Source organism: Desulfovibrio desulfuricans DSM 642 (assembly GCF_000420465.1).
Classification (GTDB): domain Bacteria; phylum Desulfobacterota; class Desulfovibrionia; order Desulfovibrionales; family Desulfovibrionaceae; genus Desulfovibrio; species Desulfovibrio desulfuricans.
The window spans coordinates 157477-182355 of sequence record NZ_ATUZ01000016.1 but is presented as its reverse complement, the minus strand read 5'-3'; the positions used below and the strand labels follow the sequence as shown (position 1 = coordinate 182355).

Sequence of the window (24879 nt, the reverse complement as noted above, 5' to 3'; positions counted from 1 at the left end):
TGCGCGGCGCGGCCCCGTCACTACCATTGACCATAGTTTCCAAAGGATCGGCGGCATGAAGACAATCAATGTGGGTCTGGTGGGCATTACCGGCTACGCGGGCATGGAGCTGACGCGGCTTCTCGTGAGCCATCCTTCCATGAGGCTTGCCATGGCCTGTTCGCGGGCGGAATCCGGCAAGCGGCTGGGGGATTTCTATCCTTTTCTGAACCACATGCCCGGCGCGGATGTGGTCATCAGCGTTTTTGACCCGCAGGAAGCCGCCCGCCAGTGCGACGTGGTTTTTCTTGCCGTGCCCGCAGGCACAGCCATGGATATGGCTGAAATGCTGCTGCGCGCCGGGGTGAAGGTTGTTGACCTCTCTGCGGATTTTCGCCTGCGAGACCCAGAAACATATGCGACATGGTACAAACGCGAGCACGTGTGCACTGATCTGCTGCACACGGCCGTGTACGGCCTGCCCGAACTGTATGCCGCTGAAATCGCGGGCGCCAAGCTTATCGCCAACCCCGGCTGTTACCCCACCTCGGTGATTCTGGGCCTGTACGCCGCCATCAAGAACGACCTCGTGCATACAGACGACATCGTGGTGGATGCCAAATCCGGGGCCACGGGAGCTGGCCGCAAGGCAGTTGTGCCTACGCTGTTCTGCGAAATTTCCGACAATTTCCGCGCCTACGGCCTGCCCACGCACCGGCATACGCCGGAAATCGAGCAGGAACTCAGCCTGCTGGCGGGCCACGACTTGCGGGTTTCGTTCAACACGCACATTCTGCCCACCAACAGGGGCATTTTGTCCACCATCTACACCAAGCTCAAAAATCCCGGCATCAGCCTGGACGAAGTGCGCGAGGTCTTTACCCGCACGTGGGAACACAGCCCGTGGATTCGCATTCTCCCCAAGGGGGCGCTGCCGGAAACGCGTTTTGTGCGCGGCAGCATGTTCTGCGACCTTGGTCTTGTGGTAGACCCCCGGACAGGGCGACTCATCATCGTTTCCGCCATCGACAACCTGTGCAGGGGCGCATCCGGTCAGGCCATGGCCAACGCCAACCTCATGTGCGGGCTGCCGGTAGAAACGGGCCTCAACACTTTGGCCCCGCTGGCCTAGCCCTACACGTACACGATTATTACGGCTCGGCAGAAAGGCTTTTTATTCCTGCTGGATGCAGCACATGCGTTGCAGGTAAAAAGCCTTTCTCCTTGCCGGAACCGCCAGTAATGGCCGAGCCTTTGCCCCGGAGAATGCCGCCAGAGTTTTGCCCGCCGATCCCCTGCGGGCCGCAAAAAAGGAATGCCCATGCAACTGGAAACCGCCTTTCAGAATCCGCAACTGTGCCACAGCCTTCTTGATCGCCTTAACCGCGCCCTTGATGGTCGCACAATGCGCTTCATGGAAGTGTGCGGCACCCATACAGTTGCCATCTTCCAGAGCGGCCTGCGCTCGCTCCTGCCCAAATCGGTAACGCACCTTTCCGGCCCAGGCTGCCCCGTATGCGTCACGCACGATGCGGAAGTAGCCGCCTTTCTTGAGCTTGCGGGCCGCGACCGCGTCATCATAGCCACTTTTGGCGACCTGTTGCGCGTGCCCGGCCCCGGCGGCCTCAGCCTCAAACACGCTCAGGCCCAAGGGGCGCGGGTTGAGATTGTCTATTCGCCTCTGGACGCCCTGACCCTTGCGGCGGCCAACCCCGGCGACACGGTGGTCTTTCTGGGCATTGGTTTTGAAACCACCGCCCCTACCGTGGCAGCCACACTGCTCACCGCCCAGCAGCGCGGGCTGAACAACTTCTGCGTGCTCTCCCTGCACAAGCTTGTGCCCCCTGCCCTGCGCATCCTGCTTGAAGACAGCCAGTGCGGCGTGGAAGCCTTTTTGCTGCCGGGGCACGTTTCCACCATTCTTGGGCTGGAACCTTACGCCTTTCTGGCGCGCGATTTTCATGTTCCCGGCATCGTGGGCGGCTTCCAGCCCGCCGACATTCTGCTGGCCCTCTGCCTCATGGCCGAGCAGATGCGCGACGGCAAACCCGATGTGGTCAATGCCTACCCCCGCGCCGTGGACGACACGGGCAACCCCCGCGCCCGCGCCCTGCTGGAACAGTTTTTCCAACCGGCGGACGCCCTGTGGCGCGGCATAGGCCGCATACCCCAGAGCGGCCTGACCCTGCGCCCGGAATATGAGAGCATGGACGCCATGAAGCGCCTTGACCTCACCCTGCCGGACGTCCCCCCCCTGCCCGGCTGTCGCTGCGGTGATGTGCTCAAAGGACGCATTACCCCGCCGGACTGCCCGCTTTTCGGCAAGCGCTGCACCCCCGCCAATCCCGTTGGCCCCTGCATGGTTTCCACCGAGGGCAGCTGCGCGGCCTACTTTAAATATTCGGAGCGATAATGGACGATTGCCTTCTTCTTGATGCTGGCAGCGGCGGCAGAGCCTCGCAGCGCCTTATTGCCCAGTGTTTCATGCACCATTTTGCCAATCCCCTGCTGGAACGCATGGACGATGCGGCGCTTTTGACCGATATCTCCGGCCCGCTGGCCATGAGCACCGATTCCTACACGGTTACGCCCCTGTTTTTCGCAGGCGGCAGCATCGGCAGTCTGGCTGTGCACGGCACCGTCAACGATGTTGCCATGCTGGGCGCACGGCCCCGCTACCTGAGCTGCGGATTCATTCTTGAAGAAGGCCTGCCCCTCGAAACCCTTGAGCGCGTCGTGGCCGACATGGGCGCGGCAGCTCGCGAGGCGGGCGTGAGCATTGTGACGGGCGATACCAAGGTCGTGCCGCGCGGTGCTTGCGACAAGATTTTCATCAATACCACAGGCATCGGGCAGGTGTTTGCCTCGCCCTCGCCCTCGGGCCACAATGCCCGGCCCGGCGATGCGGTGCTGGTCAGCGGAGCCATGGGCGACCACGGCCTCACGGTCATGGGCAGCCGCGAAGGCCTGTCCTTCCTTACGGACGTGGCTTCGGACTCCGCCCCGCTCAACCACATGATTGAAGACATCATCAATACCGTGGGCGAGGTGCATGTGCTGCGCGACCCCACGCGCGGAGGGCTTGCCACCACGCTCAACGAAATCGCCGAGCAGTCGCAGGTGTCCATCCTGCTTGACGAGGCCAGCGTCCCCGTTCACGAAGCCGTGCGCAACGGCTGTTCCTTCCTCGGCATGGATCCTCTGTACCTTGCCAATGAGGGCAAGTGCATCTGCATCGTGCCCGAAAACAGCGCCGAAGCAGCCCTTGAGGCCATGCGCCGTTCGCCCTATGGCAAGGAAGCGGCCCGCATCGGCACGGTAACGGAAGGCAAGGCCCAGGTGGCGCTGCAAACCCGCATCGGGGGCCGCCGCCTGCTGGGCATGCTTGAGGGCGCGCAGTTGCCCCGCATCTGTTAGGCCTGCTGCCACTATGGCTCTTTTGCCCCCTGCCCACGTTAGAAAGCCTTTTATTCCGGTCGAGTAGCCTCAGAGCTACGCTCCCTCGATAAAAAGGCTTTCTTCCTTGGCAGGAAACAAAACTCCTCGTAGTGCCAACAGCCCAGAATAATTTATTAAAACAATTTGCCAAAACAATTCGAAAGCAGAGATAGTTACGGAGAAGCCCCTGAAACTGTTGTCTTTATTTCAACCAAAAGCAGGAGTCCCCTGCCTGAAAGGAAAAAATATGGATTCCACCTACCAACGCGCCATGAACGCTACTGTGACCCCGCAGATTTTTTCCACCATGGTGAGCAATGCGCAAAAGGTGGCCGAAGCCTTTGCCGGTTCCGGCTCCGCCACTGTGGATGCAGAGAGCATTGCCGCCGTGTTCAGCCGCATGGTGGTTGCCCAGATCGAGATGTTTGAAAAGAAATAATTTTCGCTGCACAAGATATGCAAATGCAGAGGCCGTCCCTTGGGACGGCCTCTGCATTTTACACGTTGCGCATTCTGCTCTTGCCCCTCTTTCAGATAAGGCCTGACAAAACTGCAAGTAAAACAACTGGCTATTGGTGTGGGGCGCTTCCAACGCGAAAAATACCAATTAAATACCCCAGGGCGACATATCCGCCCCTTTGCGCAGGGCCTCGCGCACGTCAGACCAGTGCCGTTCCATATCTTCCAGTCGGGCCAGCAGGGCGTCTTCCGCCGGGGTGCGCGCCAGCACAGCGGCCACGGCCCCTTGCTCGAACACCAGCCGCCTGTCTGCCGCCAAGGCCAGCACGGGATCGTGCGTCGCCATGACAATAATCTTGTCCGATGCCAGCAGCAGATCAAGGGCCTTACGCTTGTCCACTCCGGCGTTTTCAATTTCGTCAATGAGCAGCACGGGCGACCAGCTGAGCAGGGCAGTATCCGCAATCATCAGGGCGCGCGACTGCCCGCCGGAAAGCTGGGTCAGCTGCGTGCTCCCGCCAAAGGATTCGCCAGCCAGTTCGTTGGCGGCGGCAAAAACCCTGGCCGCAGCGGCTTCGGGGTCTGGCACCTCGCGGCTCAGGGCGTGGGTGCGCAAAAAATCCATGACGCCCATGTCCAGCACAAAGTTCATATTCTGGGTCAGCTGGGCCACCAGCCGCCCCTGCAGATCAAAGCGCGTGTCTTCATCGGGTTCCGCGCCGTTGAGCAGCACGGTGCGGCCAGTTGGGGTATCGCCTGCGGCAAGGGATTCAATATCGCTTAAAAAGCGGCTCTTGCCAGCGCCCGTTGGCCCCAGCAGGGCCGTGATTTCACCGGGGCGGAAGTGAATCTGCGTTTTTTCCGGCTGGCCTGCCTTGTCGCGGCCTGGGGTCAGGCTCAGGCTGCGCAGGGCCAGTTCCATATTTTCACGCTCCATGACCTTCTCCAAATTCCGCCTTTTTGACGTTGCCCTTCTGGTAACGCGCGCCAATGCGCATTTCGCTCAGGCAATAGGAGCAGATGGCTGCGGGCATGGCGAAGCGCAGCCGCATGTCGGTAACGGAGGCAATGTCCGGCGCGATGGCCATGATGGCGGCAAGCTCCGCGCAACCCTGCCCTGTCAGACCGTTCACGTGCCGGATAACGGCCCGTTGGTTCATCTGCCGGATGCGGTAGCGGTAGACCTCGCGTTCTGCCTGCGAAACAAGATCACCCTTGGTCACGGCCACCACATCGGCCAGCCGCAGCATGGGGCCAATTTTTTCCGGCGCGTCTATGCCCATGAGGTTGTCGATGACGCACAGGGCCAGGGCCCCGCGCAGATGCGGCGAACAGCGGTTGCACAGGCCCGCAGTTTCGATAATGCAGATGTCGGCCCCGGTTTCTGCGGCCCAGGCAAAGGCTTCTTCCAGATTGGTGGCAAAAAAGTGGTCGGGGCAGAGCCCGCCGGAAAGCGCAACGGAAACGGGAATATCAGCCGCGGCGTAGAGTTCGTCATCGCGGGTTTGCAGGCAGTCAAACTTGATGACGGCGCAGGTCGCGCCCCGCGCCTTCAGGGCCGCGCCAGCCCTGACCACAAGCGAGGTTTTGCCGCACGCGGGCGGCCCCGCCACGGTTATGAGACGCATGCCGTGCCCGCCTGCAACCGCCGGAACTTCAAGGCCAAAATATCGCGCAGGCTGTTCACGTCGTTGCTTTCCACAAAATCCCAGCCCACCCATTTGAGCTTTGCCCCTGCGGGCAACTGCGAGGGGCGCGAACCGTCCACAGGGATGAACCAGGCGGCGCTGTCTATGCCGCCAAAGCCATTGGCAAAAAAGTTCAGCACCGGGGCCAGACGCGCCTTTTCTGATTTTTTTGCCAGCAGATAGAGGGGGCTTGCGGCTGCGCCGTCCTCGGGCCAGACAATTTCCACATGCTCCGGCAGCTTGGTGCTCTCGGCAAAAAACAGGGGGATGATAAAGATGCCCCCGGCATCGGGCGCGGCGGTGCCGCAGACCTTTGCCATGCGCGAGGAGTGCATGAAGCTTTTGATGTTGGCGGCAAGCCCGGTAACGCCCGGTTCGCCAAAATCCTTGTACTGGTTGAGCAGCACGGCGTCGGCCATGTCGTCGCCATCGCCGCACATGACAATCTGCCCGCGATAACGGGGGTTCATGAGGTCTGCCCAGTTTTTCGGCGCTGGCAGGCCGTCCAGCTTTTTGTGGTCTACCAGAAAAATGTACGGGGTCACACCGTAGATGGTATAGGCCCCGGCAGGGTCAATCAGCCCGGCATCGGCATACAGGGGGTTCAACACGCGTGGCTGGACGCTTTCAAATATGCCCGTGCTGACAAAACGCCGCACAAATTCGCCGCGCCAGAAGTCGCCGTAGCCAATGGACGCGATAACGGCGGGCAATTTGTTTGCATCAGATTCCATATACAGCGGGTCGTAAGGATCAACCGAGGTGCAGCCCATGGGAATATGCACCGTCAGAGGCGGATTTGCCGCTGCGGCAATGGCCTCGATGCGCTCCTTGACCACAAGCTTTACCGGACAGGGGGCATAAAGCAGCAGGTCGGTTTTGCCCATGACGGGGATGTCCTCCTGCTGTTGCAATGCCTGCATGAGATGTTCAAGCCTTTTCATGGTGCCTCTTTCCGCAAAAAGTTTGGGAACCGCTCTGGGTAGAGCAAGGAACATGCCGATGAAAGGCCTTGCTCAACATACCGATATGTATCTTAATTTACAGTTCACCTTCAGTCGGAGTCCAAACAATATTGTACTATAGCCGCACGGCAATACAATATTGTGTCCGCTGTCCGGGACATATGGTGGGTGGTCTCCGAAGCGTCGCTAATCCAGCGCGCTGAAGAGCAGCATGATGTTCAGCACGGTCACGATGCCTGCGAGCGTGTAGAGCAGCAGCTTTGTGCCCTTGCCGTTGGCGTATTTGCCCATGACCTTGGGGGACGATGTCAGCGCCACCAGCGAAATCATGGTGATGGGCAACTGTACCGAAAGAGCCATCTGCGAAAGCAGCAAGCCCTTGAAGGGATCGCTGGTCAGCCAAATGAGCACAAGGCCGCAGCCCAGCGAGCCAACAATGCCCATGACGCTGTGCTTGTCCTTGGTGTTGTAGGCTTCGCCAGCCATGCCCGAGGTCATGATGCCGCCAGCCATGCCCGATGTGACGGACGAGGCCACCCCGGCAAACAGCAGGGCCACGGCAAAAATCACCGAGGCGCTGTCGCCCAGCAGGGGCTTGAGCAGGTCGCGGGCCTGTTCAAGTTCCGTCACGTGTTCCCCCGCCGTCCAGAACACCGCAGCAGCCAGAATAATCATGGCGCTGTTGATGGCCCAACCCACCAGCATGGCAAAGAGCGTGTCAAAAAATTCATAGTCGAGCCTTTTTTCGATAAAGGCATCGCCCTCAAGATTCCACTGACGGCTCTGAATAATTTCGGAATGCAAAAAAAGATTGTGGGGCATGACCACCGCGCCAAGCACGCTCATGATCACCAGCATGGAACCTTCGGGAAAGGCTGGCATCACCCATCCCACAGCAGCCTTGGGAACCCACCCGGCAGGCACCAGCCACAACTCGTACAAAAAGGCAATGCCGATCAGCGACACAAAGCCGATGATCCACTTTTCAACCTTGGTGTACGAATTGAACAACAAAAGGCCGCCAGCCAGAAGGGCCGTAAGAGTTGCGCCAATGGGCAGGGGAATGGAAAAGAGCATGCGCAGGGCAATGGCCCCGCCGAGGATTTCAGCCATGCTGGTCATGACCGAAGCGCCAAAGGCGCTAAACAGCACGAGCCGGCCAATGGTGCAGGGAAAATACTCCGTTATGGCCTCGGCCATGCACTTGCCCGTCACAATGCCCAGATGCGCCGCATTGTGCTGCAATACAATAAGCATAAAGGTGGAAAGGCTCACCATCCACAGCAGGGAATAACCGTACTCCGCCCCGGCGGCCAGATTGGCGGCCCAGTTGCCGGGGTCGATAAAACCCACTGTCACCAGCAGCCCAGGCCCCACAAATTTGAGGAACTCCTCGCCCTTGTGGGTAATGCCCGACACATTGCACTTGCTCCAAAAGCTTGTTGCACTCATGCAAACCTTCCCGATCTTTAATTTTGATTAACCGGCGGTGTGCAGCCTGACCGCGCAGCAACACCGGATGCTGACGTATTGCAATCTGACGGTATACGCACTCATGGGCCGCAGGCAAGTGCGGTCTGCCCCTTTTGCGCGCACGGGGGGGTAGTACGTATGTGTCTGCCTTCGTCGTTTTTTTCATGTTACATTTGTATTTCAGATGTTAAGATTCCAAAAAACAAACCGATAGTCATGTTATGCGTCAGATCCGCCAGACTGGCCGCAAGTCCACTTCAGATTGAGCAGGAGCCTTGCTATGACTATCAGACTGCGCGTTATTCTTGGATTCCTTTTTACAATTATTGTGATGGCAGCAGGCACCCTGCCCTTTATGATCATGACCATGCGCAACAATGCCGAGGAAAGCTATACTTCCAATTCCTCAACCCAGTTGCGCCTCATGAACAACTATGTGGAAACATTCATCAGCGGGGCTGAACGCGACGTCGCCCTTCTGGCGCAGGAACCTTACATTGCTGAAGCTGTGGGTCTTTTCCCCAACTTCTCCAACAATAAAGAGGCGGACGTTTTTCTTCGGGCCGATCTTTCGGTAGATGCCTTCAAAACCGTTCAGCCGCTGGTGCGGCTTGACGAAGGCTCCGAAGATTACGTGGAAGCCTACGCAGGCTACACTGACGGCAGCTACGCGACCTCTGCCGACAATACCAAGGTGCCCGCTGGCTACAATACCAGCAAGCGGCCCTGGTACACGCAGCGCGCGGCTTCGTCGCAAAAGGTCGGCCTGGCCGACAGCTACCTTTCCATCACTGGTGAACTGGTGGTGGCCATCACGCACAAAATGTTTTCACGCCGGGGCGACTTTACAGGCGTTCTGGGCATCGACGTTTCGCTCAACGGCCTGTCGCAGCGCTTTGCCGAACTCAATTTCGGCAAGACCGGCTACTTCATGCTGCTCGAAAACACGGGGCGCATCCTCTGCGACCCGCGCAACAAGGATCTGACGGGCAAGATCATTGGCAAGGACATACAGGATCCCGGCCTTGTAAAGCTGTTTGGCGCCAAGGACGGCATGCTGCAAACCGTTGTAAACGGGCACGAAGTACGTGCCAATGTGCTCACCACGCCGCACGGCTGGAAGATCCTCATGCTCCAGTCTGAGGAAGAAATTCTTGCGGCCACCAACACCGCCGTGCGCGCCAGCGTGATCATTACCCTCAGCGTGGCCCTGATCATGCTACTGATCGCCTGGGCCATAGCGCGCTCCATCAATCGGCCCTTGAGCCTTATTGTTAAGGAGGCCGACAAGGTCGCCACCGGCGATCTCAACGTGAACCTTGACGCCCGGCAGTTTTACGGCGAGCTGGCCGAGCTGCACGCTGCCCTGCTGAACATGGTTGGCAACCTGCAGGAAATGATCACCACCGCCCGCCAGAAAGGCGAGGAAGCCGAACAGCAGACCGCCCTGGCAAAAGCCGCCACAGAGCAGGCAGAGGCCGCCCGCAAAGAGGCGGAAAACGCCCGCCGAGAAGGCATGCTCTCTGCCGCCATGCAACTGGAAGAAGTGGTGAAGGTCGTATCCTCCGCGTCCAACGAGCTTGAAGCCCACATCGGCCAGGCCAACCACCTTTCGAGCGAGTCGGCCCTGCGCCTCGGTGATGCTGCCACAGCCATGAACCAGATGAACGCCACAGTGCGCGAGGTGGCGAGCAATGCCTCGTCCGCTTCCGACATGTCTGACCAGACCAGAGCCAATGCTGAAAACGGCGAAAAAATCGTGCAGCAGGCCCTGCAAAGCATTGACCGCGTACACTCGGTTTCCATGGCGCTCAAGGATGATATGGGTACGCTCAACGAGCATGCCCAGGCCATCAGCCGCATCATGAACGTTATTTCAGACATAGCCGACCAGACCAACCTGCTGGCCCTCAACGCCGCCATTGAAGCCGCCCGCGCTGGCGAGGCCGGGCGCGGCTTTGCCGTGGTGGCCGATGAAGTGCGCAAACTGGCGGAAAAAACCATGGCTTCCACCAACGATGTGGGCAACGCCATTGCGGCCATCCAGCAAAGCACATCCAAGAGCGTGCAAAGCATGGACAACGCCCTTGAACAGGTGCAAACCGCCACAACGTTTGCCAACAAATCGGGCGAAGCCCTGCGCGAAATCGTCAACAACGCGCTTTCCACAGCCGATCAGGTGCGCGCCATCGCAACTGCCAGTGAGGAACAGTCCGCAAGCAGCGATGAGATCAACAAGTCCATTCTTGAGGTCAACGAGCGCTCCGAGCAGACGGCCCACGCCATGAACGCCGCTTCCGGCTCTGTGGCGGATCTGGCAACTCAGGCCAACACGCTGAGCCAGCTGGTGGCCGACATGAAGCGCGGCTGACACATTTTATAGTATTGAGATGTCTTACGGGGGGGACCCTCCCCCCTAAAACCCTTATTACTGTTTTCCCCACAAAATTCTTGCAGGGCCAAGACGGTAAAGTTGTCTATTCTTACACACGCACAAAATTAAAGGGCGGACGCCATGCATAGGCGGACGCCCTTTTAATTTGGCGCGCGGCAAATGCGGCAAAGCCTTGCCCGCGCATCGACAAATACGGGCTTGCGCCACGCAATTGTAACAAATCCATCATACATAACAGTCGTAGGCGCGGGTAGTTATTGCCCTGATGTTTACGTCAATGCCACGGGAGTACACGATGAAGCCTTCGGCTGTTATGAACAACAGGGAATTGAGCTGGCTCAGCTTTAACGAACGAATATTGCAGGAAGCCCGCGACCACTCCACGCCGCTTATGCAGCGGCTGCGCTTTCTGGGTATTTTTTCCAGCAATCAGGACGAATTCATCAAGGTTCGCGTGGCGTCCCTTGTGCGCCTTACCCGCTCCAAGAGCAAAATAAAGCCGCTGCTCATGGGCGGCTTGACCCCGGATGAAGCCTTGCAGCGCGTTAACGACAAGGCCGCCACCGCGCAAACGGCCTTTCGCGAAACCTACGAGGAAGTGCTGGACGCCATGGAGCACGAGGGCATACGCGTGCGTGATGAAACCGAACTCAGCGAAGGCCAGGATGCCTTTTGCCGGGGATATTTCGGCAATGTGGTCTATCCGCAGCTGGTGCCGCTTATTCTGAACAAATCCGCCCGGCTGCCCTTTCTGCAAGACAGCCAGATATACCATGCCATCAAGATGGAATCAGATGCGGCCCCCGGCAAATGCCGCTATGCGGTATTGCGCATCCCCGTCAACGCGGCCTGCCCGCGCTTTGTGGAAATGCCCTCGTCACCCGGCTGCCACGATATCATCTTTGTGGACGACATCATCAGACTGTGCCTGAACAATATTTTCTTCATGTTCAACTACGACCGCATTTCCGCATACACCTTCAAGGTAATGCGCGATGCGGAGCTGAGCCTTGACGACGATGTGTCCAAAAGCCTCATTGAAAAAATGGAAGAAGGCCTGGAACACCGCCTGCGGGGCCGCCCGGTGCGCCTTATCTACGACAGCGCCATGCCCGAAGACCTGCTCTTTCTGCTGGGCTCAAAGCTCAACCTTAAAAAGAGCGAACTTGACCCCGGCGCGCGCTACCATATGATGCGCAGCCTCATGAACTTTCCGCGTGTGCGGCCCGATCTGGAAAACGCCGTCATGCCCGCCCTCACACATCCGGACATCAAACCATTCTCCAGCATTCTCAAGGTAGTGCGCAACAAGGATATTCTGCTGCACTTTCCCTACCACACCTTCAACCATGTGGTGGAATTTCTGTGCGAGGCGGCCATCGGCCCCAAGGTGACGGATATTTCCATCACCCTGTACCGCATGGCAGACCATTCGCGCATCATCAATGCCCTCATCAATGCCGCGCAGAACGGCAAAAGGGTTACGGCCTGCGTGGAGCTCATGGCCCGCTTTGACGAAGAGCGCAACGTCAAAAGCATCGACATGCTGCATCAGGGCGGAGTGCGCGTTATCCACGGTCTCAAAGACCTCAAGGTGCACAGCAAGGTCATTCTTGTGGAGCGCATCGAGGGCAGCAAAAAAACAGGCTATGTCTATATCGGCACCGGCAACTTCAACGAAGACACGGCCCGCCTGTACAGCGACATGGGGCTGCTGACAGCCAATCCCGGATTTGCGGAAGACGCCCGCACCATATTCAATTTTCTCAATGCCTCGCACAAGCCGGTTTCGTGCCGGGAGCTGGTGGCGGCCCCCCAGTGCATGCGCGCCTTTTTCACCAACGCCATCGAGCGAGAAATACGCAATGCCAAAGCCGGGAAAAAGGCATACATCCACGTAAAACTCAACAGCCTTACCGATGAATCCATGATCCGGCTGCTTTACCGCGCCAGCAAGGCCGGGGTGGAAATACGCCTTATCGTGCGCAGCGCCTGCTGCCTCAAGCCGCAGGTTCAGGATCTGAGCGAAAACATCCGGGCCATCAGCATTGTGGACAAATTTCTCGAGCATGCGCGCATTGCGCTCTTTTGCAACAACGGCAGTGAACTGGCCTATATTTCAAGCGCCGACTGGATGCCCCGCAATCTTGACCGCAGGCTGGAGGTGGCGGCGCCTGTCCACTGCCCGGCCCTGCGCCAGAATCTGCGGGACATTTTTGACATCCAGTGGGCGGACAACGTCAAGGCCCGCATTCTTGACGGCACCGGGGCCAACAAATACAGCAAGGGCGAATCCGTGGCCCCCTGCCGCTCGCAGACGGTGCTGCACGAATATTACAGCCGCATGGCCGCCCGCCCTGCGGCAGATACGCCTGCCGCTCAGAACGAAATAAGCCGGGCCAAAAAGTCGCGGACACCTGCAACCAAAAGCCGAAAGCCCGTGCGCAAGCCCCCCTCCGCCGTGCAGGGCGATACCGCTGGCGCACTGGCCGAAACCTAGAGCGATTATCCTTCAATGGATTTGCTGCCGTACGCGGATTATGAAAACAATCCGCACTCTGGACGCCTGCACGGCGATCCAGCCTTGCGGACAGGCAAATTCGACACAATGATGCTCTGGAGACGCAGGCTTTCCCGCACGCTCCGCCCCAAAAACCAGTGTATATTCCTGCGGTTTTGGTGTAGTCTTGCTGAACCGCGCCTCAGGGCGTGCGGTAACTACCACAAGGCATTCCACACCCTGCCGCAAGAGCAGTTTACGAATGAAGTGAGTTAATTGCTCTGCAAGGATTTTTCTGAAAATCCTTGCCACGAAATACGCGCAGGCAGGTTTTGCCTGCCGTAAGCGAGTATTTCAAGTGTTAAATGCTCCAGAGGAGACCGAGTGAAACCCAGCATGCTTGCCGCCATTGACGTGGGCTCCAACGCCATACGCTTTCTCATCAGCAACGTTGAAGAGCTGAGCCCCGACAAGCCAGTCAAAAAAAATGCCTACCTTCGCATTCCCATTCGCCTTGGGACGGATGTTTTCCTTTACGGGGCCATCTCAGAACAAAAGCAGGCTGCCCTTGTGGACGCCATGATCGGCGTTGCCCACATCATGCGGGCCTACGGGGTTGACCACTACCGCATCTGCGCCACCAGCGCCATGCGCGATGCCGCCAACGGGCAGGACATCATGAATCTGGTGCGCGAAAAAACAGGCCTGCGCATAGATATCATCAGCGGGCTGGAAGAAGCGCAGATTCTCTTTAATGCCAACGCCCTCGCCAGATATGCCGATGTGGAAAGCGCCCTATATGTGGATGTGGGCGGCGGCAGCACAGAGGTGGTTGCCCTGCGCGATGGCAAGCTGCAAGAGGCTTTTTCCTTTCAGCTCGGCACGGTGCGCATTCTCGCCAATGCGGTGAACCCGGCGGAACGCGAGCGCTTTGCCGCAGAAATGCGCAGACTGGGTGAAACTTACGCGCCGGAATGCGTCATTGCCTCTGGCGGCAATATCAACAAGGTTTCAAAGCTGCTCGAAAAACGGGACGGCAAGCCCGTTGGCGCGCCGGAACTGCGCGCCCTGTACAAGGATCTGCTGGCCCTGCCGCTGGAAGGCCGTATGGAAAAATACGGTCTCAACGCCTACCGCGCGGACGTTATTGTTCCGGCACTGGACATATTCCTCGGCGTAGTCGACATGTCGGGCGCAAAGCAGTTTGTCATACCCAAGATAGGCCTTGTGGACGGCATCATCCGCCATATGTGGCTCAATGCGGACAGCCTTGAAGACCGGGCCTGCCCTGGGCTGGCGCACTAGGCCGACACGCGGCCTCAACGCACGAGGCTGCCGCGATTCTGCACATGTTCTGTGTGCGTGCCGATCACCTTGCCATACGGCCCTGTATACTTCTGTACCATTTGCTGCTTGCGCCTCCCCCCGGCGCAATCCGGCAGCACCCGCCCCTGTTTCATGACCGCCGTAGACAAATACTGCCGAATCCGGCATTCATAGCATAGCACCTGTTAACGCGTAGCGTTAGCGGGCACTTCCTTCATAATTCCACCTGTTTTGCAGCGCTCCGGGCCATGCGGGCACCGGATTTTCGCTCCTGCCCTCTACCGCACTGCGGAGGAATCATGCCGACAACGCCACTGCGTTTCCTGTTCATAATTCTGGCCGTGTTTCTGCAAGCCGCACCCGCGCTGGCCGGGCCTGCCTACAGGGTGGCTGCGCCCAGCAATCCGCAGGAGGACAACTGGCTGCGCCGCGAAGGGTTTTCCATAACTTTTCAGGTGGATGAAGCCCGCTGCAAAAAAGAATACGGCGCGGACTGGTCGCGCCAGTGCGCCTCTTCCCCCGCAGGGGAGGAAGGACGCGTTGTGGATGCCGTGCGCATGACCCCGCCTGTGGCTGGCGTGTGGCGCTGGGTTGACGACTCCACCATGGAATTCACCCCCAAGGAACACCTGTCGCCCGACACCCGCTACACCATTTCTCTGGAAAAAATGGCTTTGCCGGGGCGATTCTCTCTCAAGCGACAGACTGTGTACGCCACCCAGCCCCAGGCCGTGCGCGTTGGCAAGGAAACCTTCTGGATTGATCCCTCGCCCAAGGGCGCGCATGCCGTTTCCGTCCCCTTGCGCTTTATCTGGCCCGTAGGCACGCAGGATATGGATGGCCGCATCACCATTGCCCCCAGCGATGCCAAAAGCGGCCTTGCCCTTGGCGCGCCCCGCCTTGTGTGGAACGAACGCCGCGACGAGGTGGTCGTCACCGCGCCCGTAATAGCCCTGCCGGAGAACAACGCCGCCGCCCGCATCAGCATCAAGGGTTTGCCCGCCTTTGCCGAAGGCTCGGGCAAGTGCGTGGTTGCCGCGCCCAAAAAAGACGCCAAGGCCCCGCCAAGCGTGGAGGCCCTCTTCTCCATCACCGGGCGTGCCCGCCTGATGGATGTGGCTAAAATTACTATTAATCCCGTCTATGACGACAAACTGGACAAAAAATTCCAGCTTGAGGTCAAAACCACCCTGCGCGTCCTGCCCACAGAGCTGCTGCGCAAGCTTGAGCTTATCCAGTTGCCCCGCAAGCTCACCGCCGAGGCAGGGAAAGATGCTGACTGGACAAAAATGCCCGCCATCAGCCCTGAAGACGTCAAAAATGGCACTCGCCTCAAGCCGGAGCTGATGCAGGCAGCCGATGAACCGGCAGACCGCATCCTGCTGCGCATTCCCGCAGAGGCCGGGCGCGGCCTGCTGGCCGCAGTGGACAAGGGCCTGCCCTCCACCGCAGGGCCGGAAACAGCGCAGGTTCGCCGCTTTATCATGACTGTACCCTCCCTCGGAACCGAAGTGGGCTTTTTGCAGCCCGGCAACGTGCTGACCCTGAGCGGCCAGAAAAAGCTGGATATTTACGCCACGGGCCTTACCTCCGTGGCCTGGCGCGCCGAGCGCGTCCGCGATCCTTTCCTGGCCCTTGCCGCAAAAGAATCGGGGTTTGAATACCCCACGGCAGATATGGACGTGATGAGCGATGTGGTGGAAGGCCGCATTGAAGTTCGCAAGGAACAGGCAGGCGTTTCATCCTTTCCCGTGCTTGATCTGGCCCCGTTGCTGCGCGGCGGCAAGGAGCCGGTGCACGGCCTCATGCGCATAGAGCTGACCGGGTACAGCGGCGATAAATCCATTGCCTACGCTGCCCGCCTGCTGCTTGTCACAGATATGGGCCTGACCGTTAAAATGGCGGGGGACGGAGCGCGTACGGTCTTTGTGCAGCATCTGGGCACCGGCAAGCCCGTGCAAGGCGCGGAAGTGCGCCTGCTGGGCCTTAACGGTTTGCCGCTGCAAAGCGCCGTCACCAACGCGCAGGGCCGCGCCGACCTGCCGCCCGCCAATGGCCTTGAACGCGGAAAACGCCCCGTGGCCGTGGTGGCTCTGGCCCCCGCAGCCGGGAAGGCCGCCGATGCGGGCAAAGATACTGGCCCGCAGGATCTGGCATGGATCTCGCTGGACGATGCCACCCGCATGGTGGATTACAGCAACTTTGCCATTTCTGGCCGCCACACCTCGGCCGATGGCCTGAGCGCCTCGGTTTTCAGCCAGCGCGGCATCTACCTGCCGGGCGAAACCCTGCATTTTGGCTGCATTGTGCGGCGGTTTGACTGGCAGCCCATGCCCGCCGGTCTGCCGTTGGAGGCGGTGCTTGTCAGCCCCACCGGGGCAGAGGTCATGCGACGCGCCTTTACCGTTGGCGATGACGGCCTGAACTCCTTTGACTGGGCCTGCCTCGAAGATGCAGCCGTGGGCTCGTACCAGCTGGATGTGCGCCTGCCGGGCGACACTACCCGATCCGGCGCTTCGCCCGTGCTGGGCAGCACCCGTGTGCGTGTTGAAGAATTTCAGCCCGACACTCTGGCCCTTGCGGCCTCGTTTACCCCCGCAGCGCCCAAAGGCTGGATACGCACAGGGCAGGACGCCCTGGCTGTGGAAGCACAGGCGCGGCTGGACAATCTGTATGGCGAACCTGCGGTCAATCACCGGGTTCAGGCCACCCTGCGCACGGAAAAAAGCCGCCTGCACTTTGCAGGGTACGAAGACTATACATTCTATGAGCCTGCGGGCTTTGAGGGCGAAGGCCAGTCGCTGGAACTGCCCGCCGCATTTACCGACAGCAAGGGCATAGCCGCCTTTGCCCTGCCTCTGGGCAGGTTGCAGGCCGGTACCCTGCGCGGGGCCGTGCAGATCGAAGGCTTTGAGCCTGCGGGCGGCAGGGCCGTTACCCGCCAGCTTGATGCGCTGTTCTCGCCTCTGGCGGTGGCCCTTGGCTACAAGCCTGAAGGCGAGGTCAACAACCTTGACTACATCCCGCAAAACGCCAAGGCATCCCTGCGCCTGCTGGTGCTGAACAACGACCTTGCGCCCGTAAACCTTGCCAAGGCCGAAGCCGTGTTTTCCGCCCGGCGCTACGTCAACAGTCTGGTGACGGATTCCAGAGGCGAATACCGCTATGACGCCACGCCCATCGATACGGAACTGACGCGCAAAACCCTCGATCTCGGGGCGCAGGGCCTCTCCCTGCCCCTACCCACTACGGATGCGGGCGATTTCCTGCTCACCGTGCGGCAGCCAGACGGGGCCGTGCTGGCGGTCATTCCCTACACGGTGGCTGGCGACAGGCTTGCCCAGCCTTCGGCACTTTCCACCGAATCCCTTGCCAAGGGCGATCTGCGCCTCAAGCTCGACAAGCAGCAGTACGCCCCGGGCGACACCATCAAGATGCGCATTTCCACGCCCTACGCGGGTGCGGGCCTCATAACCATTGAACGCGAAAACGTGCTGGCTCAGGCATGGTTCACGGCCCAGGCTGGCGAAAGCGTGCAGGAGATCCGCATTCCCGATGACTTCCAGGGGCGGGGCTATGTAAACGTTTCCTACGCCCGTTCGCTGGATTCGGACGTGGTCTATATGAAACCGCACGTGGTCGCTGTGGCTCCCTTTATGGCGGGCATTGACCAGCGCGATCTGGGCCTTGCCCTCACCGCCCCGGCGCGCGCCTTGCCGGGCGATACCGTCACCGTGCGGCTTACCTCCCGGGTGCCGGGCCGCGCGCTGATCTTTGCCGTGGATGAAGGCGTGTTGCAACTCACGGGATTTACCACGCCAGACCCGTTGCGCGACCTTTTGGGCGACCGGGCGCTGGATGTAAGCACCGCCCAGATATTTGACTTGCTCATGCCCGACCATGCGCGCCTGCGTGGCCGCATTCCCGGTTTCGGCGGCGACATGTCCGGCCCCGGCGGGCGCTTCCTCAATCCTTTCAAACGCAGGGGCGAGCCGCCCTTTGCTCTGTGGCAGGAAATTGTGCCTGTGGACGCCAAGGGTACTGAGGTGCGCTTTACCGTGCCGCAGTACGCCAGCGGCAAAATCCGCATCATGGCCGTGGGCAGCGCCGCACCCAGGCAGGGCATTGCCCTGGCGGGCAGAACAGAGGCTTCCATGGAAGTGCGCGGCACGCTTATTCTCAAGCCCTTGCTGCCGCTGGCAGCCGCCCCCGGCGATGAGTTTGACGGCGCGCTGGTTGTGGCCAACACCATTGAAGGCAGCGGCTCCGGCGCGCGGGTACGCGTGAAGATGGAAAGCGCCTCCGGCGGGCTGGCCTTTGCTCAGGAACCCGCACCCCAAACCGTGACCGTGGATGAAAACGGCGAGGCAACCATCAACTTCCGCATGCGGGCGCAGGATATCCTTGGCGAAGCCGCCGTGCGCTTTACCGCAAGCCTTGAAAACTCCAAGGCAGACAAAGCCGGGCCAGACAACATCGGGGCAGACAAGCCCATCATTCGCACGCAGACGGTATCCATACGCCCGCCCATGCCGCGCCTGCGCACGGAGAGCGTTACCCCGCTGCGCGGCCCCACAAGCGTTGACCTGCAGCGCAACCTGTATCCTTTTGAAGCTCAGGGGCAGGCCAGCGTGGGCGCTATGCCCGTGCTTGCCCTGCGTTCCCTGCTTGCAAAGTTGAACACATACCCTTACGGCTGCACGGAGCAGCTCATCAGCCGAGCCATGCCCTACGCCGCCCTGCTGGGTTCGCCCGAGGCACGGCACGAGGTCTTGCGCAATCCCAACCTCAGCCCAGAAACCATGCTCAAGCGCGGCAACAAGGTCATCAGCGCCGCATTGAGCACCATCATGGGCAACTTTACCCAATATGAAGGCGTAAGCCTGTGGCCCGGCGGCACGGCCAACGACTTTGTCACCGCCTACGCGGCGGACTTTCTGCTGACCCTGCGGGACAGCGGAACCGTCACGCCCGAGGGGCTTTCGCACAACCTGCTCGATACCCTTGAATCCATTGTGGGCCGCTCGCCCACCGACATGGCCGATGCCCGCGTCAAGCTCTACGGAGCCTGGATTCTGCAACGTGATGGCCGCATCATGACGCAGGATCTGGAGCGCATCGAGCAGTGGCTCAAGGACAACTTCAAGGGATGGGAAAACGACATAGCCGCCGCCTTTCTGGCGGACAGCTACGACATGCTGCGCTTACGGCGCAGGGCCGAACAGCGCATGCCTGCGGTACTCACCCGCTGTGATGACGAGTTCATGAGCAACGGCGCTGTCCGGGCGCTGCACGCCCTCATGGTGGTGCGTCACTTCCCGGAAAAGAAAAAACAGCTCCGCATGGCCGACCTGCTGGACAGCGCCTTCAGCACTTACGCCACCACTGTGGATATGGGCCTTGTGGCCAGAACCCTGCTGGTCATAGGTGACGCAACTGCTCTCAAGGCGGACAGCCTCAGCCTGACCTGCCAGCAGTACGCGCAGGGCTTTACCCCGGCGGAGGGCAAGGCATCGCCCCTTGGCGGAGCGCTTGTTCTTGATGCGCCGGGCTGCACCCGCTACCGCGCCGAAATGCCGCAGGGCGAGCCATTGCTCAGCCTGCTGGTAACCACAGAAGGTTTTGACCGCGCGGTCATGAGCGATGCTTCCAATGGCATCAGCCTGCAAAGGCGCTACCTTGATTCCAAAGGCGAGGCCATTACCACGGCCAGACTTGGTGATGTCATCACTGTTGAGCTGGCGGTTCAGGCCAGCGGAGAAATCAACAACGTGGTGTTGCTGGATCTGCTGCCCGGCGGCTTTGAACCCGTGCTGGAAAAGAACGGGCAAAGTCAGCCGCAGGACGGGCTGGTGCGCTACGAACGCCGCGAGGACAGGGGCATCTTCTTTGTGGATCTGAACGGCGACCGCCAGACCTTCACCTACAAGGTGCGGGCGGCCTCCAGAGGGCGCTTTGTGCTGCCCGCAGCCACTGCGGAAGCCATGTACAACCCGGCTGTAAACGCCCGCACGGGCGGCGGTAATGTCACTGTCGAATAAACTTCTGGCCCGGTTCCGTATGGCTTTGCCGCTTGTGCGGAACCGGGCTGCCCATATGCCAGACGCTTTCTGTGCCCTGCTGCGGCACAGAAGGCGTTTGGCAGTTGCGGCAGGCCTGCTGGCTCTGCCGCTGGCGGCCCTGCTGCTTTGGCTGGCCTTTGCCCCCTGCCCTCACCCACTGGCGGGAGTGGAGTTCTCGCGCATGGTGCTGGACAAACGCGGCGGCATCATGCGGGTCAGCCTTTCCGCCGATCAGAAATACCGCATCCGCACACGGCTGGCGGATATTCCCCCTGCTGCCGTGGACACCGTTCTTCGCTACGAGGACAGGTTCTTCTGGCACCACCCCGGCATCAATCCCCTTTCGCTCTTCCGCGCCGCCGCAGGCATAGTAACGGGGGGCCGCCGCATGGGCGGCTCCACCATCACCATGCAGGTGGCCCGCCTGGCATACGGGCTGGAAACCGGGAAAATGGGGGCCAAGCTGCGGCAGATGCTGCTGGCCCTGCAACTGGAATGGCACTTCAGCAAGGAAGAAATCCTCGAGGCCTACTTCAACCTTGCACCTTACGGCGGCAATGTGGAGGGTCTGGGCGCGGCGGCGGTGTGCTATTTTCACAAAACAGCTGCCCAGCTTGCCCCTGCGGAAAGCGCCGCCCTTATGCTGGTGCCGCAAAACCCCTCCCGCCGCAGACCGGCCCGCGACAACAAGGCCTTCAGCCAGGCCGTGCGCAGGCTCAACGAAACGTGGTTCGGCAAAAAGGAATCCGCTCCCCTGCGCGTTTACAGCCCGCAGGACATGCCCTTTATCGCGCCGCATCTCAGCACCGAACTGTTGCAGCGCCCCGGCGCAGACATACTGCGCACAACACTGGACACCACGGCCCAACGCCGCATAGAGCGCCAGCTCGCCCGCTTTGCAGCGCGGCACAGCGCCTACGGCCTCACCAACTGCGCGGCCCTCCTGCTGCACTGGCCCAGTATGGAAGTCCGCGCGCTGGCTGGATCCGCCGACTTTTTCAACAAATCCATCGAAGGGCAGGTGGACGGCACTCGCGCGCGGCGCTCCCCCGGCTCCACCCTCAAGCCCATGATCTACGCTCTTGCGCTGGAGCAGGGCCTTATCCATCCGCAAAGCCTGCTGGCAGACACGCCGCACAGCTTTGCAGGCTATGATCCGGAAAATTATGACGGAGCGTTCCGTGGCCCCCTTTCTGCGGCAGAAGCCCTGCGCGCCAGCCGCAACGTGCCAGCCATAACCCTCGCAGCCAAACTGACCCGCCCAAGCCTCTATGAATTTTTGCGTCGCGCCGGGGTGGAGTTTGCCGATGGCGCAGACCACTACGGCCTGTCGCTGGTGCTTGGCGGAGCGGAAGTGAGCATGCGCGAACTGGCGGGCCTGTATGCCATGCTCGCCAACAAGGGCGTATGGCGGCCCCTGCGCTTTCTATCGGACGAAGCGCCGTCAACACCCGCCCTGCCCCTGCTGACGCCGGAGGCGGCCTTTGTGACCCTCTCCATGCTGGAAGCGCCGGACCCGGACAAGATGGCCCGTTCGCAGGGCGGCGCTGTGCTGCCCGTACGGCTCAAAACCGGCACGTCCAACGGCTTTCGGGATGCCTGGGCCGTGGGCCAGTTCGGCCCCTATGTGCTGGCCGTCTGGGTGGGCAATTTCAACAATACCGCCAATCCGCTGCTGGTGGGCGGCATGGTGGCCGCGCCGCTGTTTATGGATATGGCCCGCGAGCTGACGGCAGCGGAACTCATGACAGATCCCTTCCGCGATCCGGCCCCCAGCCTCAATGTGGAAAAACTGCGCGTCTGCGTGGCAACTGGCGACCTTGATACGAGCCTCTGCCCGGAAACCACCCTCACATGGTTCATCCCCGGAGTGTCGCCCGTGGCACCCTCGGGCGTGTTCCGCACCATCCTGATAGACAAGGTCAGCGGTCTGCGGGCCTGCGCCCCGCAGGATGGCCGCACGGAGCAGCGCGTATGGGAGTTCTGGCCCAGCGATCTGGCCCGCATGTTTGCCCGCGCGGGCATGCCCAAACCGCCGCCACCGCCATTTGAAGAGCAGTGTCGCCGCGAGCAGAAAATATCCGGTCAGCCGCCCACCATCATTCAGCCCAAGAGCGGACTTGTTTACCGCCGCACAACGGACGCGCAAAACGGCAGCATGGTTTTTATGGCCCATGCCGAGGCTGGTGTGAACGAACTTTTCTGGTTTGCCAACGATAGTTATGTGGGCAGCACCGCACCGGGCGAGCCGCTGCTCTGGCAGGCCGCGACAGGTGATGTGAGCGTGAGGGTGGTGGACGATGCGGGCCGGGCGGCACGCCGCAATATTCGCGTGAGGCCTGCACCCTAGGGGCTGCTTCTCAATAATTCTTTTGACCGATCCCTGCGTCATCCAGCTTTTTTACTCCAGTCATGGACAGGAAAAGTCCACTCTTATCGTAAAAAACATTGTTTTCCTTGTCCTCGGCGCAAAATTATTCATGGAGAAACAGCCCCTAGAAGGGAGTGGCGGTTTGCCATTCTGGAGTGTTGCGGAGAAGAAGGAAATTATCCGCCGACCGCTACTTCTGGCAGTGAGGGCAGTACACGGTGGCGCGACCTGCCACCTTGATTTTTTCAAGGGCGCGTCCACAGGCCTTGCAGGCCTGACCGTTGCGGCCATAGACGGCAAAACTGTTCTGGAAAGCGCCCACATTGCCGTTGGCATCGCGGTAATCGCGTATGGAGCTGCCGCACTGCGATATGGAAAGCTCCAGCACATCCTTGAGACAGCGTAGCAAACGGCTGCGTTGCGCTGCGGAAAGCGAGGCAGCCTTGCGGCGCGGGTCGATGCCTGCGGCAAACAGGCTTTCGTCCGCATAGATATTGCCCACGCCCGCAATGACCTTCTGATCCAGCAACACGGCCTTGATGGCCGAATTTCTGCCGTCAAGCCGGGCGGAAAAGGCGGCGTCCATCAGTTCCAGCGGTTCAGGGCCAAGCTCCCGCCAGAAGCTCCACTGCTGCATGGTTTGGGGCGTTCCTGCCAGCAGCAGGCCAAAGGCCCGCACATCATCAAAAAAAAGGCGGCGCACGTGCCCCTGCGCGTCCGTGAGGTCAAACACGCAGCGCGTATGCGGGCCGGGCGCGGTATGGGCGGCATAGGTCATGAGGCGACCCGTCATGCGCAGGTGCAGGGCAAGGCGCAGGCCGGTTGCGTCGCGCAGGTCAGCCCTGGCGGCTTTTGCGGCGTCCAGCTCAAGCAGCAGCAGCTTGCCACGTCTGCCCACGCCAGTAATGACGCAACCCTGCAGATCCTCGGGCCGCAGACTCAGGGGGTGCAGGCTTGAATCACGCAGCAGGGTTGCACCCGTGATGACGCAGCCTTCCACATGGGGACGCAAGGTGCGTGCCACTGTTTCAACTTCTGGCAATTCCGGCATGATCATTCCTGTGTGTGGCTGGCGGTGCGTACAATGACTTCGGGGGAAGAACCTTCCGCCGAAAGTTCCTCCCCCGTTTCAGTGCGGCTCATGCCGCGCAATCAAATCTTGCCCGCCAGAACAGCAGAAAACCTTGCGCCGCACAGCCTGCGCCGTGCCTTAACTGTTTTCTGCCTTGTCCTCTGGCTTGCTCTTGGCCTTGCTCTCGGCCTTGCTCTCGGCAAGATAAATATTCAGCAGGCCTTCGGGCGGGTCAATGACCACAGCGGGAATTTCCAGATCAAAGCCCGCAATAAATTCAGGCCGCGCGGGGAAGAGCACTTCCTTGTCATCGTCGGTCATGATGACCCACATTTCAAGGCCCGCAGGATACTCAAAATGGTCGAGTCTGCCGATGCGGGCACCGTCAGGCAGCACCACGTCGCAGCCGAGCAGATCTTCCAGATAGACTTCGTCGTCATCAGGCTCCGGCAGATCTTCGCGCCGCACAAACAGCTTGCAGCCGCGCAGGGCTTCTGCCGCCGTGCGGTCGGCCACGCCCTCAAGCAGGAGCAAAGGCCGCTCCTTGTGGCTGCGCACAGCCGCAATCTTGACACGGCGCGGCGCGTCCTTGCCCTTCTGTAGCCAGAGGGGGGTGTCCAAAAGCAAGGGGGAGTCCGCATGCCAGTCGATGCAGATCTCCCCTTTGATGCCGTGGGGCCGCGCCAGCGTGCCCATATGAATCCAGGTTTCCGTCATACTTCCAGTTCTGCCGGGTTTCCGGCGGGCTGAGGCGTAGCTGCAATGCCAGGCATTGCAGCAGGCGGAACCGGGTTTTTCCCATTCCCCGTTTCCGTCAGGGAACAAAGGACTGGAAAGAACGCGGCGCTACTCCAGAATTTCCAGCACTGTGCGTTTTTTGCACTTGATGGAAGCGGCGCCCAGAATGGTGCGCATGGCCCGGGCCGTGCGCCCCTGCTTGCCGATAACCTTGCCCAGGTCCTCTTTGGCGACCTTGAGCTCAAGAACCGTGGTCTGCTCGCCTTCTACTTCGCTGACTTGCACTTCTTCGGGATGATCCACCAGGGATTTGGCAATATATTCTATCAGGGCCTTCATGTGTACCTCCAGTGGGGGTCAGCCAGTGGGCCTCGGGCGCGCCAAGCGCGCCCCCGGCTCAAACGGGGCCTGCT

16 protein-coding genes are annotated in these 24879 nt (G+C 60.3%); 9 read left to right on the top strand and 7 right to left on the bottom strand.

Annotated elements, in window-relative coordinates; genetic code table 11:
- Window positions 1–55 precede the first annotated feature (55 nt).
- The 4 genes from argC to G449_RS0112035 all read left to right on the top strand — a co-directional run bounded on the left by argC (window position 56) and on the right by G449_RS0112035 (window position 3856).
- Entirely contained in the window at window positions 56–1111 is a 1056-nt protein-coding gene (gene argC / locus G449_RS0112050) for an N-acetyl-gamma-glutamyl-phosphate reductase (protein WP_022659570.1), read from the top strand.
- A 189-nt stretch (window positions 1112–1300) separates the two neighbouring features.
- The gene (gene hypD / locus G449_RS0112045) at window positions 1301–2392 is read left to right on the top strand and encodes a hydrogenase formation protein HypD (RefSeq protein ID WP_022659569.1); all 1092 of its coding nucleotides are present in this window, start codon (window positions 1301–1303) and stop codon (window positions 2390–2392) included.
- A complete protein-coding gene (hypE, locus tag G449_RS0112040) occupies window positions 2392–3396 on the top strand; it encodes a hydrogenase expression/formation protein HypE (protein WP_022659568.1) in 1005 nt (334 codons plus the stop codon). Before hypD ends, hypE begins: the two co-directional genes overlap by 1 nt.
- 268 nt (window positions 3397–3664) lie before the next feature.
- On the top strand, window positions 3665–3856 hold the full coding sequence (locus G449_RS0112035) for a hypothetical protein (protein WP_022659567.1): 192 nt from the start codon (window positions 3665–3667) through the stop codon (window positions 3854–3856).
- Between the two features lie 168 nt (window positions 3857–4024).
- Here the strand turns inward: G449_RS0112035 and G449_RS0112030 are convergent, their stop codons facing one another.
- The 4 genes from G449_RS0112030 to G449_RS0112015 all read right to left on the bottom strand — a co-directional run bounded on the left by G449_RS0112030 (window position 4025) and on the right by G449_RS0112015 (window position 7981).
- The gene (locus tag G449_RS0112030) at window positions 4025–4813 is read right to left on the bottom strand and encodes an ATP-binding cassette domain-containing protein (RefSeq protein ID WP_022659566.1); all 789 of its coding nucleotides are present in this window, start codon (window positions 4811–4813) and stop codon (window positions 4025–4027) included.
- Window positions 4803–5504 carry a GTP-binding protein gene (locus G449_RS0112025; protein ID WP_022659565.1) on the bottom strand — a complete coding sequence of 234 codons (702 nt, stop codon included), beginning with the start codon at window positions 5502–5504 and terminating at the stop codon, window positions 4803–4805. Before G449_RS0112025 ends, G449_RS0112030 begins: the two co-directional genes overlap by 11 nt.
- The gene (locus G449_RS0112020) at window positions 5492–6508 is read right to left on the bottom strand and encodes an ABC transporter substrate-binding protein (RefSeq protein WP_022659564.1); all 1017 of its coding nucleotides are present in this window, start codon (window positions 6506–6508) and stop codon (window positions 5492–5494) included. The genes G449_RS0112025 and G449_RS0112020 overlap by 13 nt, the downstream gene beginning before the upstream one ends.
- A gap of 207 nt (window positions 6509–6715) precedes the next feature.
- Complete coding sequence (locus tag G449_RS0112015) at window positions 6716–7981, bottom strand: Nramp family divalent metal transporter (RefSeq protein ID WP_022659563.1); 1266 nt, start codon at window positions 7979–7981, stop codon at window positions 6716–6718.
- Window positions 7982–8282: 301 nt separating this feature from the next.
- On the opposite strand from G449_RS0112015, the gene G449_RS0112010 reads away from it, so the two are divergent.
- The 5 genes from G449_RS0112010 to pbpC all read left to right on the top strand — a co-directional run bounded on the left by G449_RS0112010 (window position 8283) and on the right by pbpC (window position 22635).
- Window positions 8283–10373, top strand: a complete 2091-nt coding sequence (locus G449_RS0112010) for a methyl-accepting chemotaxis protein (protein WP_022659562.1) — start codon at window positions 8283–8285, stop codon at window positions 10371–10373.
- A 319-nt stretch (window positions 10374–10692) separates the two neighbouring features.
- Window positions 10693–12897: a polyphosphate kinase 1 gene (gene ppk1, locus G449_RS17030; protein WP_022659561.1), complete on the top strand. Its 2205-nt coding sequence runs from the start codon at window positions 10693–10695 to the stop codon at window positions 12895–12897.
- A gap of 384 nt (window positions 12898–13281) precedes the next feature.
- Complete coding sequence (locus G449_RS0112000; RefSeq protein WP_022659560.1) at window positions 13282–14202, top strand: Ppx/GppA phosphatase family protein; 921 nt, start codon at window positions 13282–13284, stop codon at window positions 14200–14202.
- A gap of 320 nt (window positions 14203–14522) precedes the next feature.
- The gene (locus G449_RS0111990; RefSeq protein WP_022659558.1) at window positions 14523–20264 is read left to right on the top strand and encodes an alpha-2-macroglobulin; all 5742 of its coding nucleotides are present in this window, start codon (window positions 14523–14525) and stop codon (window positions 20262–20264) included.
- 55 nt (window positions 20265–20319) lie between these two features.
- Window positions 20320–22635 carry a penicillin-binding protein 1C gene (pbpC, locus tag G449_RS0111985; protein WP_034605681.1) on the top strand — a complete coding sequence of 772 codons (2316 nt, stop codon included), beginning with the start codon at window positions 20320–20322 and terminating at the stop codon, window positions 22633–22635.
- 211 nt (window positions 22636–22846) lie between these two features.
- On the opposite strand, the gene mutM is transcribed toward pbpC, so the two are convergent.
- The 3 genes from mutM to G449_RS0111965 all read right to left on the bottom strand — a co-directional run bounded on the left by mutM (window position 22847) and on the right by G449_RS0111965 (window position 24805).
- The gene (gene mutM, locus G449_RS0111980) at window positions 22847–23707 is read right to left on the bottom strand and encodes a bifunctional DNA-formamidopyrimidine glycosylase/DNA-(apurinic or apyrimidinic site) lyase (protein ID WP_022659556.1); all 861 of its coding nucleotides are present in this window, start codon (window positions 23705–23707) and stop codon (window positions 22847–22849) included.
- Between the two features lie 159 nt (window positions 23708–23866).
- Window positions 23867–24445 carry a ribosome maturation factor RimM gene (rimM, locus tag G449_RS17025; protein WP_022659554.1) on the bottom strand — a complete coding sequence of 193 codons (579 nt, stop codon included), beginning with the start codon at window positions 24443–24445 and terminating at the stop codon, window positions 23867–23869.
- Between the two features lie 129 nt (window positions 24446–24574).
- A complete protein-coding gene (locus G449_RS0111965; protein WP_022659553.1) occupies window positions 24575–24805 on the bottom strand; it encodes a KH domain-containing protein in 231 nt (76 codons plus the stop codon).
- Between the last annotated feature and the right edge of the window lie 74 nt (window positions 24806–24879).

Bases quoted from the DNA above. Each gene is read 5' to 3' on its own strand.
- argC (WP_022659570.1), top strand. From the start codon at position 56: ATGAAGACAATCAATGTGGGTCTGGTGGGCATTACCGGCTACGCGGGC.
- hypD (WP_022659569.1), top strand. From the start codon at position 1,301: ATGCAACTGGAAACCGCCTTTCAGAATCCGCAACTGTGCCACAGCCTT.
- hypE (WP_022659568.1), top strand. From the start codon at position 2,392: ATGGACGATTGCCTTCTTCTTGATGCTGGCAGCGGCGGCAGAGCCTCG.
- G449_RS0112035 (WP_022659567.1), top strand. From the start codon at position 3,665: ATGGATTCCACCTACCAACGCGCCATGAACGCTACTGTGACCCCGCAG.
- G449_RS0112030 (WP_022659566.1), bottom strand. From the start codon at position 4,813: ATGGAGCGTGAAAATATGGAACTGGCCCTGCGCAGCCTGAGCCTGACC.
- G449_RS0112025 (WP_022659565.1), bottom strand. From the start codon at position 5,504: ATGCGTCTCATAACCGTGGCGGGGCCGCCCGCGTGCGGCAAAACCTCG.
- G449_RS0112020 (WP_022659564.1), bottom strand. From the start codon at position 6,508: ATGAAAAGGCTTGAACATCTCATGCAGGCATTGCAACAGCAGGAGGAC.
- G449_RS0112015 (WP_022659563.1), bottom strand. From the start codon at position 7,981: ATGAGTGCAACAAGCTTTTGGAGCAAGTGCAATGTGTCGGGCATTACC.
- G449_RS0112010 (WP_022659562.1), top strand. From the start codon at position 8,283: ATGACTATCAGACTGCGCGTTATTCTTGGATTCCTTTTTACAATTATT.
- ppk1 (WP_022659561.1), top strand. From the start codon at position 10,693: ATGAAGCCTTCGGCTGTTATGAACAACAGGGAATTGAGCTGGCTCAGC.
- G449_RS0111990 (WP_022659558.1), top strand. From the start codon at position 14,523: ATGCCGACAACGCCACTGCGTTTCCTGTTCATAATTCTGGCCGTGTTT.
- pbpC (WP_034605681.1), top strand. From the start codon at position 20,320: ATGCCAGACGCTTTCTGTGCCCTGCTGCGGCACAGAAGGCGTTTGGCA.
- mutM (WP_022659556.1), bottom strand. From the start codon at position 23,707: ATGCCGGAATTGCCAGAAGTTGAAACAGTGGCACGCACCTTGCGTCCC.
- rimM (WP_022659554.1), bottom strand. From the start codon at position 24,445: ATGACGGAAACCTGGATTCATATGGGCACGCTGGCGCGGCCCCACGGC.
- G449_RS0111965 (WP_022659553.1), bottom strand. From the start codon at position 24,805: ATGAAGGCCCTGATAGAATATATTGCCAAATCCCTGGTGGATCATCCC.